The sequence below is a fragment of the Arthrobacter sp. SLBN-53 genome (assembly GCF_006715585.1).
In the GTDB taxonomy this organism is placed as follows: Bacteria; Actinomycetota; Actinomycetes; order Mycobacteriales; family Mycobacteriaceae; genus Mycobacterium; species Mycobacterium neoaurum_A.
In genome coordinates, this window is record NZ_VFNN01000001.1 from 3,924,118 (window position 1) to 3,938,118 (window position 14,001).

At 68.8% G+C, this 14,001-nt stretch carries 10 protein-coding genes; 4 read left to right on the top strand and 6 right to left on the bottom strand.

Annotated features, from left to right (window positions below; genetic code table 11):
- Positions 1-7 precede the first annotated feature (7 nt).
- Positions 8-1,267, top strand: a complete 1,260-nt coding sequence (locus tag FBY28_RS18890) for a saccharopine dehydrogenase family protein (RefSeq protein WP_141868886.1) — start codon at positions 8-10, stop codon at positions 1,265-1,267.
- Here the strand turns inward: FBY28_RS18890 and FBY28_RS18895 are convergent.
- From FBY28_RS18895 to FBY28_RS18910, 4 genes are read right to left on the bottom strand one after another with little or no spacing between them, the layout of a single operon-like run.
- Positions 1,255-3,306, bottom strand: a complete 2,052-nt coding sequence (locus FBY28_RS18895; RefSeq protein WP_141868887.1) for an FAD-dependent oxidoreductase — start codon at positions 3,304-3,306, stop codon at positions 1,255-1,257. The genes FBY28_RS18890 and FBY28_RS18895 overlap by 13 nt on opposite strands.
- Positions 3,306-6,500 carry an ATP-binding protein gene (locus FBY28_RS18900; protein ID WP_141868888.1) on the bottom strand — a complete coding sequence of 1,065 codons (3,195 nt, stop codon included), beginning with the start codon at positions 6,498-6,500 and terminating at the stop codon, positions 3,306-3,308. Before FBY28_RS18900 ends, FBY28_RS18895 begins: the two co-directional genes overlap by 1 nt.
- Positions 6,497-7,015 (bottom strand): hypothetical protein, encoded by a 519-nt coding sequence (locus FBY28_RS18905; RefSeq protein ID WP_141868889.1) that lies wholly within the window; start codon positions 7,013-7,015, stop codon positions 6,497-6,499. Before FBY28_RS18905 ends, FBY28_RS18900 begins: the two co-directional genes overlap by 4 nt.
- Positions 7,016-8,383: a hypothetical protein gene (locus FBY28_RS18910; protein ID WP_141868890.1), complete on the bottom strand. Its 1,368-nt coding sequence runs from the start codon at positions 8,381-8,383 to the stop codon at positions 7,016-7,018. It lies immediately after the preceding gene.
- Positions 8,384-8,465: 82 nt separating this feature from the next.
- Between FBY28_RS18910 and FBY28_RS18915 the strand changes: the two genes are divergently transcribed.
- From FBY28_RS18915 to eccB, 3 genes are read left to right on the top strand one after another with little or no spacing between them, the layout of a single operon-like run.
- The gene (locus FBY28_RS18915; RefSeq protein WP_141868891.1) at positions 8,466-9,146 is read left to right on the top strand and encodes a hypothetical protein; all 681 of its coding nucleotides are present in this window, start codon (positions 8,466-8,468) and stop codon (positions 9,144-9,146) included.
- Positions 9,143-10,195, top strand: coding sequence for a polyprenyl synthetase family protein (locus FBY28_RS18920; protein WP_141868892.1), 1,053 nt, complete (start codon positions 9,143-9,145; stop codon positions 10,193-10,195). Before FBY28_RS18915 ends, FBY28_RS18920 begins: the two co-directional genes overlap by 4 nt.
- Positions 10,196-10,249: 54 nt before the next feature.
- Positions 10,250-11,386 carry a type VII secretion protein EccB gene (gene eccB / locus FBY28_RS18925; protein ID WP_141868893.1) on the top strand — a complete coding sequence of 379 codons (1,137 nt, stop codon included), beginning with the start codon at positions 10,250-10,252 and terminating at the stop codon, positions 11,384-11,386.
- On the opposite strand, the gene mycP is transcribed toward eccB, so the two are convergent.
- Both mycP and eccD read right to left on the bottom strand, forming a co-directional pair.
- Positions 11,318-12,667: a type VII secretion-associated serine protease mycosin gene (gene mycP, locus FBY28_RS18930; protein ID WP_174241679.1), complete on the bottom strand. Its 1,350-nt coding sequence runs from the start codon at positions 12,665-12,667 to the stop codon at positions 11,318-11,320. The genes eccB and mycP overlap by 69 nt on opposite strands.
- 14 nt (positions 12,668-12,681) lie before the next feature.
- On the bottom strand, positions 12,682-13,956 hold the full coding sequence (gene eccD, locus FBY28_RS18935; RefSeq protein WP_160145508.1) for a type VII secretion integral membrane protein EccD: 1,275 nt from the start codon (positions 13,954-13,956) through the stop codon (positions 12,682-12,684).
- Positions 13,957-14,001: the final 45 nt, after the last annotated feature.

Below are 14,001 nucleotides of genomic sequence, written 5' to 3' on the forward strand. Positions count from 1 at the left end.
GATCCGCATGCGCGCCCGGCGTGATCTGGACATCGTGCTCTACGGCGCGACGGGGTTCGTCGGTCGATACGTCGCGCGCGCACTCGCCGCGTACGGCGGTGTGCACATCGCCCTTGCCGGCAGGTCCGCCGACCGGATGACCGCGCTGCGCGATTCGCTGGGTCCCGGTGCTCGGGACTGGCCGGTGCTCGTCACCGGCCTCGATGAACCCGGCGCGCTGGCGAACCTGGCCGGCCGGACCCGGGTGCTGGTCAGCACCGTGGGGCCCTATGCGGCGGTCGGCATGCCACTGGTGGCCGCCTGCGCGCACGCCGGCACCGACTATCTGGACCTGGCCGGCGAGATCCCGTTCGTACGCTCCAGCATCCGCGACTACCACCGCATCGCGGCGTCGACCGGAGCACGCATCGTCCACTCTTGCGGATTCGATTCCATCCCTTCCGATCTCACCGTCCATGCCCTGCACCGCCGAGCCGTCGACGACGGTGCCGGTGAGCTGGGCCGCACGACCTTGGTGCTGCGCGCCTACTCCGGCGGATGCTCGGGCGGTTCGCTGCGCACGATGGTCGAACTGATGCGCGCGGCGCACACCGATCCGTCCCTGCGCGCGGTACTCGACGATCCCTACAGCCTGTCCCCGGACCGGGCCGGCGAACCCGATCTCGGTGCCCAGCCCGACGTTCCGGTGTTCAGTGGGTCCGAGATCGCCCCCGAGCTGGCCGGGCTGTGGACCGGGGGCTACCTGATGGCGTTGTACAACACCCGCTGTGTGCGACGGACCAACGCGCTGCTCGGCTGGCCGTACGGTCGTGGACTGCGCTACACCGAGACGCTGAGCTACGGATCCTCGCCGATGGCACCGTTTCTCGCGGCGATGAGCGGTCCGACCATCACAGCGGCCGCGCGCCTGGGCGGGGCCTATCTGGCGAGGGTGCCCTCGCCGGTGCTGGATCGGCTGTTGTCGGATTCGACCGCCGGCCACGATCACGGTGAACGCGGCCGCTACGTGGTCGAGACCTACACCAGAACCGCGGCGGGACACCGTTACGTGGCGACCATGGCGCAGCGTGGCGATCCCGGATACTCGGCGACGGCGACGCTGATCGCCACGGCGGCGATGGCGATGCTCACCGACTCCGACCGGCTGTCGGCGCTGCGCGGTGTGCTCACCCCGGTCGCGGCCATGGGCGCCCTGCTGCTGGAAAAGCTTCCCGCGCAGGGAGTCACGCTGACGGTGGCACCGCTGGGTCGTGGTCAGGGCAGGTAGAAACCACGGATTCGATAGAATCTGCTCCGGCCGAGCAGGGCATTCGCCGCCTGTAGCCCCGACATGACGGCGGCTTCGATACAGCCGGCGTTCATCCCGCAATCGGTCCAGTCGCCGGCCAACACCAGGTTGTCATAACCACTCTCGTCCGGACGCAGCCGGTACTTGTCCGAGCCCGGGACCGACTGCACATACCGGTCAGAGGGGTCGATGTTGACGCTGACGTGCTGGGTCCGTAACGCGGTAGGGCCGCGCAGACCTTCTGCACCACAGAGCATTTCCCATGCGAAGCCGTCCGCGTGGACCGCCCCCGGCAGGTACAGCGCGACGTGCCGGTCCAGATACTCGGCCGCGGTCGCCAGCACCCGCTCCCGAGACCGGCGTCGGTACTCCCGGCCCTCGACATCAGGCGGCCAGGGGGCGTCGAGCACCCCGCAGAAGTAGGCCACCGTCTTCGGATCGTCCTCGGCGGGCCAGTTCTCGGCCCACAGCGTCTGCGGCATCGACGCCCAGGTGTCGAACGGTGCGACGTAGCCGCTGGTGGTCACGCCCGGCCGGAACCAACCGAGACGCGATTCGTCGGGGGAGAGCCAGAGCTGAAAGGCCTGGGTGGCCACCGTCTTCACATGACGCGTCATATCCCGCCACTCGGGGCGGTCCGCGATCAGTTCGCCGCAGATGATCTCCACCATCCCCGCCGACGCCGCCAGCACCACGTGATCGAAGTCCGTTCCGCACCGCAGGATGCGCTGCCCGGCATCGCTCCGCTCGGCGAAATGCGATTCCAGATCACGCATCGGCCGGCCGGTGTCGACGATCTGGTCGCGCAGGGGCGCGGCGGGAAAAACCGGCAGCCCGCCGACCCGGATCAACGGATCGTAGGTTGTCTGCGGGTCGACGAGGTCGACCTGGCGTCCCATCGAGATGGACTCCACGCGAGTTCTGGTGGCGTCCAGATGCAACGCATCCACCCGATGGAAGAACTCGAATCGCACACCGCGGGCGCGCAACGCCTGATAGATGGGGGCGATCACCACATCACCCATGCCGGCGGACATCTTCCAGAAGAACGCGCCCTTGTACTGGAACAGCGCGATTCCGGTCAGCAGCACGGCCAGGCCTGCGGCGAACGACGGCCGGGTGCAGTCGCCGTCCTCGTATCCGAAGACCATGTCGTACAAGCCCCGCACCAGAGCGAAGTCCAGTACATCGGGGTGAGCACCGTGGCGGCGCAACCAATCGCGGTATTCCTCGTCGTTGATCGCCCGGAACCCGGCCGGGTCGGTCAGCAGGTCATCGGCGATCAGGCCGCGCGCGGTCGCCGTCACCAGCGACAACAGCAGCCAGAAGCGGCGGTGCCGCGGCCGGTGCTCATGGTCGAGCGCGTCGTGAAGTGCCTGCAGCGGTTCGTCGAAAGGCCTGCCGACCGGCTCGGATGCGGGTCGCGGGACCAGCCCGCTCAGCACATCGCGGACACTCTCGCCGATCAGGGTCGCGATGCGGATCAGGCGGGCCGCGCTGTCCGCATCGGTGTCCGGCTCGTCGTCGGCGTCGAGTGAGGCGGCGAAATCCGACAGCAGTTGCAGCACTCTGCGCAGGAACCCGACGACGGTCAGTTCCCGCCCGTCGGAGTCCGGTTCGCCGGGCACGTCGGTGTTTCGGGAGAATCGGCCAGGCCACACCGACCAGCTGCCTGCCCAGTGGTCGGCCATCCCCAGTTCGTCGGCCGGTGCCAGCGCTTGGTCCCAGGTCAGGATCGGACAGTCGGGATCGGCTGTCGCACGGTCGATCTCGGCATAGCATTCGCGCAGCAGCGCGAAGGCGTTCTCATAGGACCCCAGCCAGACGTGCAGGCCGTGCTCCTCGATGCGGTCATGCACCCCGCGGCTGGAGGCACCCTTACCGCCGAGCCGCCAACCGCGCTGATAGACGGTGATGGAGTCGAAACGGTCCTGCCAACCCGGCGAACTCAGTCGCCACGCCGCGCTCAGGCCCGCCATCCCGCCGCCGAGTATCGCGACCTTCCCCCGACTCGGCATCAGTGCAACAACGCGCGCGCCTCGGCGAGTGCGGGCCACTCCTGATCGGCGGGGAGCCGGGCGAGCACCTGCTCCAGATCGGCTCGGCAGCGATCCCCGTGGATCCGGAAGCGATCTGCGGCCACCGCCAGTTCCAGCACCACGGCACCCTGGGCGCGGGCCAACGCCAGTGCGTTCTCCAGGTCGGCGTCCCGCTCATCGGCCGATTCCTGGGTGTGGGCCCGCAGCCGCAGCAGATCGGCGTCGAAAAGATGCCACGAGGTCTCCGCCGACATCTGCAATGCCATGTCGAGCTGCCTGCGCGCGCCCTGGACATCGCCGGCACCGAGCAACGCGGCCGTCAGCCCGGCGTCATACCAGCACAGAAACGCCTTGAGCTCGTAGTCCCGCCAGACCTGCACCAGGGCCGCCAGCGTGGCCGTGCTCTCACGCAGCGCCGCCAGGTCGGGTTCCGGCCCCGCCAGCGCGGCCTTCGCGCCGGCGTTGGCCGCCGCGGTGGCCGAGATCATCACCCACTCGTCGAGGCCGTTCTCGGTGGCGATCTCGGCGATGCGCCCCGCGAGGTCGATCGCCTGCGCGCAATGCCCGGCATGGGTGCGCACCACGGCCTCCTGCACCCTGCCGTAACACTCGGTGAACGGGCCGTGCGGGAAGATCAATGCCTGACAACGCTTTTCCAGATCGGCGAACGATTCGACCGCCGATTCGAGATCGCCCTGCAGATAACGGGTCAGTCCGAGCAACGCATACATGCCGCCGACCGGGTCGTTGGGTGCATACCAATCCCCGTCGATCTGCGGTGATTCCATCTCCGCGATGGCCGCCGCGGCCGACTCCAGCCAACTGCGCGCGCTGTTCAGCTCGCCGCGGAACAGCGCCAGTGAACCCACCACCGCATCCATCACCGCCTGGTACCACTGCGGCATATCGGCGATATTGGTGCGCAACGCGTCCACCAACTGGGCGGACCTGCGCAGATCTCCGCGCGAGGCGAAGAAACTCCACAGGGCGCTGAACGTCGCGAACATCTCCACGCCCGGGTGGTTGTCGATGATCTGCAGGCAGCGCTCGAAGTCGGTGGCCGCATCCACGCTGGCGTGCCCGGCGGCGGCGAATCCGAGAAAGCCGCGCTCGAGCCGTATCGCTACCTCGCGGGCATCGCGTGCCTCGGTATCGGGCGGGAGCTTGGCGGTGCTGTCCAGTGCCCGGCTCAACAGCGATCTGGCCTCGTTGAGCGCGCCGCGTCGCCGGGCGTCGGCAGCCGCCTTCTCATAGCTGTCGGCGGCCTCGTCGAACTGCTCGCCCTGCTCGTAATGGTGTGCGACCAAGGGCCATTCGGGTGTGCCGTCGGCCGCCGAGCTGACCAGTGCGGTCCCGATCCGGTTGTGCAGCCGCTTGCGTGCGCTGGGCGGCAGCAACTCGGCAGCCACCTCACGCAGCAACTCGTGCCGGAAACGCCAGCCGCCGTTGCCGAACGGCTTCATCACCCGGTTGCGGGTCAGCTCATCGAGGATGTCCTCGATCGCCCGGCGGTCGAGTTCGACCACGGCGGCGAGCAGGGCCTGGTCGACCTGACTGCCGATCAGCGCGGCGGCCTCGATCACCTGCCATGAGCGCTCGTTGAGTCGTAACCGCGCCACCAGAGCCTCGTAGAGGGTGTCCGGCACCTTGCCGGTCTCCGTCGACTCGGCGGGCGCGGATTGCATCTTCGCCACGACTTCTTCGATGTAGAGCGGCATTCCGTCGCAACGATCCACCACCGCCCGGCGGGCGACGTCGTCGAGATCGGGATGTAGTGCGGTGATCAACAGATCGGAGTGGTGCTCCTCGAACGGGTTGAGCTCGAAGGTTCTGCAGTGGGCCAGCGCCGGGACCTCGCGACCGGTGACGACCACCATGAGTCGCCCGGGAGCCTCGCTCAGCACCGCCTGCAGGATCTCCACGGTGTCCCCGTCGTACCAGTGCACATCCTCGAACACCATCATCGCCGGCCCGTCACCGGTTGCCGCGATCAGATATCTGCGGACGGTGTCGGCGATCTGGTCGTAGAGCCGCCCCGCCGTCGCACTCGGCGGCTGGTGGTCGACACCCGGTGCGATGCCGAGCACGGGGGCCAGCAGGGGCACTGCCTGCTCCGGATCGAGACCGTGGCGGATGACCTCGGATCGCAGCTGCCGCAGGCCCTGGGCCGGATCGGAGTCGCGGGCGATACCGCTCGTCGCTTCCAGCAACCGGCGGATCGGGCGCAGACCGATATCGGTGTGGAAGGACGACCCGTAGATGCCGAGCACCACGGCTCCGGACTGGCGGGCCATCGCGATGGCCGCATCGGCCAGCCTGGTCTTGCCGATGCCACCCTCACCCTTGAAGACCACACCCGGCACCGTCAGGGTGCCGGCCTGCGCGGCGTCCCAGCAACGTCGCAGATAGGCCATCTCGTCGTCGCGCCCGATGAGCGGACCCGACAGCAACGGTGCCTCGGTGCGTTCGGCGAGCACCCGGAAGTGTTCGAGGGGCTTGTCGAAACCCTTCACCGACCTTGGCGGTAACGGCGCCAGCGTGAAGTCCTCGCGCAGCACCCGCCGCACCGCCTCGGAGATCGCCACCGTGCCCGGTTCGGCCAGGTCGCAGACCCGTGAGGCCAGGTTGGCGCCGACCCCGATGACCTCGTCGCGCACCGGATCGATCGTCACCACCCCGCGGTGGACACCCACCCTGACCTCGATGCCGAACCCGAACTTACGGCGCAACCGCCTGCTGAGGGCGGCCACCTCCGCGGCGATGTCCAGTCCGGCCGACACCGCGCGCTGCGCGTCGTTCTCGTGGGGTGTCGGATGTCCGAAGGTGATCAACAGCCCGTCGCCCTGGGCCGCGCCGATGTGGCCCTCATAGGTGGCGACGATGCGGTGCACCTCGTCGCGATAGCGGCGGATCACCGTGCTGTACATCTCGGGCTCCAGCCGGGTCGACAGACCCACGGAGTCCACCACGTCGACGAACAGCAGAGTCAACCGCTGCACAACGGAACCGTTGTCCGAGACCGCCATCAGTTCCTCGGCCTCGAGATTGTCGCGATCGACCGCAAGCACCTGGCGGGCCAGCGATCTCGCGCTGCCATGGTCTTGGCGATTGATGGCCTCGACGGCGCTGTCGAGCAATTCCTCGATCGTCGGACCGGCGGTGTACTCGTTCACAGGCCTACTTCGATGGTGACCGGTGGTCGGTCGGCACCGCGCCCGCCGGGCTCACGGTGCCGGAATCCGACCGTTGCGAGGTAATTGGCGCCGATGTAATCCGCATCAGTCAGTTTTATCCGGAACGTGGTCTCGCCCGCACACAGGGTGGCCGGCACGAACTCGATGGCCCGTTCCGGGATGGTTTCGCCCTCGCGACCGACGCGCCGGAACGGGCCTGCCACGGTGAGTACCCGCTCGTAGGGGGCTGCGGCGATGATGATCTCCTCCGACAGTGCGCTGAAGCGTTCGACCGGTCGGCGCCACCACGGACCGGCCAGACCCAGCGCGACGCCGTTGGCTACCGTCCGGATCTGCAGGTCGATCAGATCATGGATGATGGTGATCCACGGGTCGACTCCCCACACACCGCGTTCATCGGTGCGGGCGGCCTTCTCGACGATGGTGTTCAGCTGCCCCAGGTACCGATGTGCGGCGGTTGCCGCCTGGCCGACCGGTGATTGCTCGTCGGGCATCTACCGGCTCCGGTGGCGGGATCGGTACATGGCGTCCAGAAAGGTCAGCGGAGCGGCGGCCAGTCGGCTGCCGACCCGGCCGCCGAACTCGGTGACATCAGCGGCCGTGACGCCCCGGTCCCACCACTTGCCGGCGAGTTCGGCGTAGTCACCGGTGACGCCGATCATGGTGTCGGTCCAGATCTGCACGGCGGTGGGCACGGCGTGCCGCGGGCGGGCAGGAGGGGTGTCGTCGATGTCACCGGCCGCGCCATCGGTGTCCGGGTAGTCGAACGGTTCGGCGGTCGGATACGGCGGATCGGCCCTGCCGAGCAGAAAGTCCGACGATGCGGTGCCGTAGCCGCAGATACAGACCAGGCGCTGCTGGGCGAACGGACTGATGCCCTCGATGTGCACCACCTTGCGGGTGCGGATGCGGATCCCGCCGCTGTCCGGATCGCCGATGGCGGTCATGTTGATGTAGCCGTGGTCCACCCGCACCCGGCCGTCACCGGTGTCGAAGCGCGAGGTGTCCAGGTCGTAATCGAGGCGCGCCGTGGTGGGGCCGGCCGTCGGGTTGAATTTCAGCGGGGTGTTGAGTTCGAAACCCTCGACCAACGCCACCGTCTCCAGGACCCGGCGCCAACCGTCGGGGGCGTAGGCCGGGCCGTTGTGCGACATCCGGAGGAAGAATTCCGGGTAGTTCTCGTTCCAGTTGTACGGGTTGACTACCCGTTTGAGGTTGTTCAGCGATACCGAGTCCGAACTGAACTCGGTGTCGACCACAACCGAGTCGAAGCCTCGGTAGTTGACGACCCCTGATGCGCACAGTGGTGTCGTCGCGGTCTGTTCGCCGATGGCGCCCGCCTGCAGTGCCGCCGCGCGCAGGTCGTCGAACGCGTCGCGCGTGACGAACGATTCCGCAATCGTGCGGGCGAACTGATCGTCGTAGAACGCCCGCGCCATATCGCGGCACCGCCCGGGGCTCGACGAACCGGGGCCGGCCGCCGCCAGCGCCTCGATGGTGAGGTCGCGATGCTCGTCGGCGAACAGGGCCGGCAGCGGGTTGTCGGGTTGCAGCCGGTTCACCCTGGCGATCACGGCCAGCGCGAGCAGCAGCCGGGCCTTCTGCGGCTGGGGTAGCCGGATATCGGCGGCGGCCTCGGTGGAGAGCGCGGCCAGGGCCTGTTCGGTATCGGGTTGTCCGCCGGGATCGGTGGGATGCAGGAAGTGGTCGACCTCGTAGTACCAGTCGGGGTGGGCCGAGTAACCGGGCAGAAACTCGTCGACCGTCGCCCCGAAGTCGTTTCGATCGAAATCTCTTACCGCCGCCGAAATTCCGCCATACACCGCGAGCAGGTGTCGCACGCCTTGTCTGCTGGACGACATCACCCCTCCTGGCGGTGTTGGCGCAGTTAGCATACCGCTCAGGGGATCCGCTTGCGGGCGGGTTGACAGGAGGAGAACGTCGGTGGAAAACGGTACTGGCAACGGACTTCCCTGGGCGTCGGTGTTCGACTCGGCCGCCAACATGCGGGCGCTGACCGCAATTCAGGCCGAGGGTCTGCGCGCTGCGAGCAAACTCGTCGACCGTTTCATCACGGCGGCCTCAGACAGCGTGAACACCTTTGGCGGGACGGCGGGTTCGCGTTCGACGCTCTCGGAGGACCACCGCGCCGAGCTCTGGGGCGCCACCGATATCGAACCCTTGCTGGCTTCCTGGTGGACGTTGATCGACCAGTTCGGTCGCGGGTTCGCCTCCGCCGGGAACCGCGAGCCCAGCCGATCCTGCGACGGGTTGCCCACGCTGGACATCGCCGCCGGGTCGGCCACCGGCCGGGTCGCCATCGACGCAGCCCTCGGCGACACCGTCACCGCGGAGATCTGGCTCGACAATCGCGGCGTCGACGACGCCGGTGAGATCCGGCTGCGGATCGGTGCCCTGGAATCAGACGGGGGGAGCGTGGTACCGGGAGTCGATGTCGAGCTGCTTCCCGCCACGGTCGCGATGCCACCGCGCTCGGGTCGCGGGATCGTGCTGCGGATCCGCGCCGGCGTGCCGGCCGGGGTGTATCGCGGGATTTTGTTCACGCAGGGACACCCCGAGCTGTGGTTGCCGATCGAGCTCAGCGTGCAGGATCGACCGGCGTGACCGCCACGGCGGACCGGCCCGAACTCGTCGAGGATGTCGAGAACAGGCTGCGCCTGGTCGGCCGGGATGTCCGCCGCGCGATGCTCGACGCGATACCCGACGGGGAGCCGGTCCAGTGGCTCTACGCCCCGATGCGGGAGTATCCGATGCGGCCAAGCAAGGCCTTGCGTCCGGCGTTGTGTCTGTCCAGCGGGCGATCCTTCGGCGCGGATTCGTCGGCGCTTACGGGTATCGCCGTGGCGATCGAGTTGTTGCACAACGCCTTTCTCGTTCACGACGATATCGCCGACGGTAGCGAGATGCGCCGCGGCAGGCCCACGCTGACGACCACCTACGGCACGGCGGCGGCACTCAACGCCGGCGACGCCCTCGCCATCGTGGCCAGTCAGGTCCTGCGGCGGGCCACCCGGCAGCTGGACAGAAGCCTGGCCGAACAGGTGATGACAGAGTTCGACACGATGGCGCTGCGCACCCTGGAGGGCCAGGCCACCGAGCTCGGATGGCAGCTCGACAATATCGAAAACCTCACGCCGTCGGACTATCTCGACTTGATCATGCACAAGACCTGTTGGTACACCACCATCTACCCGTTGCGCGTCGGGGCGCTGGTCGGATCGAACGGCACCGCCGAGCTGGCACCGATGATCCGGTTCGGTTTCCACTTCGGGGCGGCATTTCAGATCCGCGATGACCTGCTGAACCTCATCGGTGAGGAAAAGACCTACGGCAAGGAGATTCTCGGCGATCTGTACGAGGGGAAGCGGACCCTGACGCTGGTGCACCTGATGGACGTGGCACGCGGAAAGGATCGTGCGGTACTGCGTCATTATCTGCGATGTGACCGGGCCGACCGGGACGAGGCCATGGTGCACAAGGTGCGCTCGATGATGGACGACTACGGCAGCATCGCCTTCACCCGTGAATACGCCGAGGGCATCCTGCTGGTGGCCGAAGAGTATTTCGAGCAGGCGTTCGCCGGTGCCCGCCCGGGCCCGGACCTGGATTTCCTGCGTGCGCTGGTTCCGTATGTGTGGGCACGCCGGCGCTAGAAACTCCCGCGTCCGGGTGGTCCGGAACTCCGTTAGGGTCGAACCGGGGGTCAGATGGCGCGGCGTTCGGTTTCACGGTTGGAGGTCAGCGGATACCGCTTCCTGACCCGCAGGATCGAATATGCGTTGGTCTGCCGGGATACCCGGATGCTCGACGATCCGCTTCGTATCCAGCGACTCTCGCTGGCCTCCGGGCTGGCCGTCGCCGCGATCGTGCTGGCGGTGTGCGCGGTGCTGGCGCTGCTGCGCCCGCACGGCCCGCTGGGCGATGACCCCATCGTGGTGGTCAGGGAGTCCGGGGCGATGTATGTCCGAGTCGGCGACACCGTGCATCCCACCCCCAACCTGGCGTCGGCCCGGTTGATCGCGGGCACCCCGGCCCAGCCCCGCATGGTCGGTGCCGCGATGCTCGACGATGCCGAACTCGGTCCCGCGATGGGAATAGTGGGGGCCCCGAACAGCATCGGGGTGGTGCTGGACTCCGTGATGACGGTCTGGACGCTCTGCGACGGCGCCCCCGAACGCGCCACCACCCTGATCGTCGGCGCCCCCATCGTGCCATCGGTTGCCCCGCCGATGCTGGTCACCGCCCGCGGATCGGCCCGCACCTACCTGCTGCACGACGGGCGCAAGCGTGCCGTCGACCTGCGCGATCGCTCCGTCATCGGTGCGATGAGATTGGAAGGCGTTGTCCCACTGAATGTGTCGCGAGTATTACTCGATATGCTGCCCGAGTCGACCGCCGCGCGAGCCACGGCTCCGGCGGCCGCGCCGGTGGGTGCGCAGTTCGGCGATGTGCTGTGCGCGCAATGGCGATGGACCGGGATCGGACAGTCACCCGAGACCACGACTTTCACCGCGACCGCCGTCCCCGCGGGGCCTTCATCGGTCGCTCTCGCCCAGGCCGACGGCCCGGGTCCGCATATCGACGCGGTGTCGATCCCGATGGGTCGCAGTGTCTATGCCCGTGCCGCCGGATCGGCCGGGGACGGGTCGACGACCGGACCGCGCTATTTGATCACCGGGACCGGGGCGGCGTTCGGTGTGCGTGATGAGGAATCGGCGGCCGCACTCGGGTTACCGCAGGCACCCGGAGCCGCGCCATGGCCGGTGCTCGCCGTGCTACCTCGCGGGCCCGAACTGGCCATCGACAGCGCCGTCCTGATGCGCGATGTCCTCACCCCGCCGTGACCTCACCGGTGGGATCGCCGCTACCGCAACGGTGAGCACAACGCACAGGGCCGCACCGATCACCGCGAATCGGTGGCCGGGAACGGACTGAGCCGGCTGGGGTGAGTCCACCGGGCGGGCGGTGCCCGCCGGCGCTTCCGCGATGCCGTCCAGCGCGGCGAGCACATCGACGACGCCGTTGCCCACCAGCGGATCCCAGCCCGCGCCCGGTCGCCGCGCGGTGCTCTCGATGCGGTGCATCACCTGTCTGGCGGTCAACTGCGGGGCCACCGACCGCAGCAGTGCGACCACCCCCGACACCACCGGGGTGGCGTAGCTGGTTCCAGAAATCGGCTGTGGTCCGCCGTATCCGGGCATCACGTCGACGGTCCCGTCGCCGGCCGGGCTCAACGACACCACCCCTTCGCCGGGGGCGGCGACATCCACCCACGGGCCGCCGAGGGTGAACCGCGACGGCCTGCCCTCGGCGTCGACCGAGCCGACGGTGAGCACCAGGTCGTCATACCAGCTCGGACTGACCACCACATCCACCCGATTCCAATCGGGTTCATGCCGGTGACCCGGATCCGGGGTGGGGTTCTGCTTCGGGCAGGTGCCGCGGCCGCCGACGTTGCCGGCCGCCGCGACCACCACCACATTGCGCACGTCGACCGCGTAGGCCAGGGCCGCACCGAGCGCCCGGTCGTCGAGGTCGGTTGCGGCGTCCAGGCATGCCACCGAGGCGATGTTGATGACCGTTGCACCCTGGTCGGCCGCGCTGCGCACCGCGGCCGCCAGTGAATCGACATCGCCGATACCCTCGGGTGCGGCACCATCGCTGTTGCGGAACGTCATCGACGACTGGCGGATCGCCAGGATCGCCGCCTCCGGTGCGATACCGGCGAAACCGGACACCGGGTCGTAGGTCGCGCCGACCAGTCCGGCCACGATGGTGCCGTGCCCGTCGCAATCCTGGGTGCCGTCCCCGGTCGATACGTAATCACCACCCGGCAGAAGGCGCGGCAGCAGACGATGCGGGTTCACGCCGGTGTCGATCACGGCGACCACCTGACCCGCCCCGCGAGTTCGTGCCCAGGCTGCCTGCAGATCGGGTCGCGCAGGACGCACCGGCGGCGGCGTGGCGGGAATCGCCACGCACGGTTGGGTCTGCTCGGTCGGGCTGCGGGGCGCGGCGGGTCCCGCAGCGGGAACGCGCGTCATGTCGATCGCAGGCGGTCTCACTGCGGCGGCCGGGGCGGCGACGACCACCGGGGCGATCACCACCATGAGCACCGCGGCCATCCTGCCCGCGCGCCTCACAGCAGGGTCGTCGATCGGACGAGATCGAATACGCCACCGACCCAGCAGGCCAGCGGTATGACCGCCGCCGATGCCACGCACTCGATCGTGTCGGCAACCCTGTTCAGCACCGGGTTGCCGGATGCGCGCCGGTCCCGGTGCCAGGCCGCCACCGCGAATGCGGCGACCATCGACCAGCCGGCGTGGGTCGGAACCGATATCGCCAACAGTATGAAACCAGCTGCCGCGCAGACCGATCCGGACCATCCCGCCGCGCGCCGGCAAAGCGGATCGGCGTACGACCGCACCCGCAGCGAGAGCACCGTCGCGATCGCCGCGACGAGCGCCGCCGTGGCCGGCCATGGTCGCTGTCCCAGTGCGGCGACCGCTACCAGGGATATCGCGGCTGCGGCGGCGGTGGCCGCGAAGCCGGCAACCAGGCCGGCCAGCCGGTCCCTGGTCTGGTCGGCATGCACGCCGGTAATCGGCCGGCCGGGCCGGATGCCGCCGATGAACAGGGCCAGTCGTCCCGCCACGGCCAGCCCGCCGAGCGCCACCACCGCCTGGGCGGCACCCTGGGCGGCCAGATCCTCCGACAACGTCATCGCGGCAGCGGTCACCACGGTGATGGAGCCGGCCCCCGTGGCGATGGCCGTGAACAACCGGGTCCCGCACGCGGTGATCCGCAGCAGCATCACCGATACCGATGCACAGACCGCGGACGCCAGCAACAGGTGACCGGGACCGGGCCGTCCCGGAGTGGCGAGAAATGCTGCCGTACCGGCGAACACAACACACAGCAGCATCGCCCAGCGCTGCTCGGTCCGCATCCCGACGAGCAGCGCGCCGACCGCGACCACGGCCGCGAGCCCCGCCGTGGCCGGTGGGTTCGCGCCGGTCACCCCGCAGAGTACGAGGATGGCCGCGGTGGCCATGCCCGCGATGGTCCAGCCGGCCGCCGATGGTGCCGGCGGCGGCCGATCCGCACCGGTCTCGGCCAGGGTTGCGCAGGCATCCCCGGGAACGGGTCCCGGCGCCGGGGACTGAGCGGGCGACAGCACGATGACATCCCCGTCATGAACCCCGTTGTCGTGCAGGCTCATCGACTCGTCGTAGCGGTCGCCGGTGACCCGGTCCAGACGCCAGGCGGCCTGCGGTGGGTCGGCACCGGTCGCCAACCCGACGATAGCGGGGATGAGCAGGCCGAGCCTGGCATGCCGTGGCAACGACAGGTCGACGGCATGCGGTGCGTGTGCGCACTGAATCGTCACCCGGCACAACGGATCATCCATGACAGCCCCCCGCATCTCACCGTAATCGGTACGCACATGTCCCCC

Bases quoted from the DNA above. Each gene is read 5' to 3' on its own strand.
- FBY28_RS18890 (WP_141868886.1), top strand. From the start codon at position 8: ATGCGCGCCCGGCGTGATCTGGACATCGTGCTCTACGGCGCGACGGGG.
- FBY28_RS18895 (WP_141868887.1), bottom strand. From the start codon at position 3,306: ATGCCGAGTCGGGGGAAGGTCGCGATACTCGGCGGCGGGATGGCGGGC.
- FBY28_RS18905 (WP_141868889.1), bottom strand. From the start codon at position 7,015: ATGCCCGACGAGCAATCACCGGTCGGCCAGGCGGCAACCGCCGCACAT.
- FBY28_RS18910 (WP_141868890.1), bottom strand. From the start codon at position 8,383: ATGTCGTCCAGCAGACAAGGCGTGCGACACCTGCTCGCGGTGTATGGC.
- eccB (WP_141868893.1), top strand. From the start codon at position 10,250: ATGGCGCGGCGTTCGGTTTCACGGTTGGAGGTCAGCGGATACCGCTTC.
- mycP (WP_174241679.1), bottom strand. From the start codon at position 12,667: ATGGCCGCGGTGCTCATGGTGGTGATCGCCCCGGTGGTCGTCGCCGCC.
- eccD (WP_160145508.1), bottom strand. From the start codon at position 13,956: ATGGATGATCCGTTGTGCCGGGTGACGATTCAGTGCGCACACGCACCG.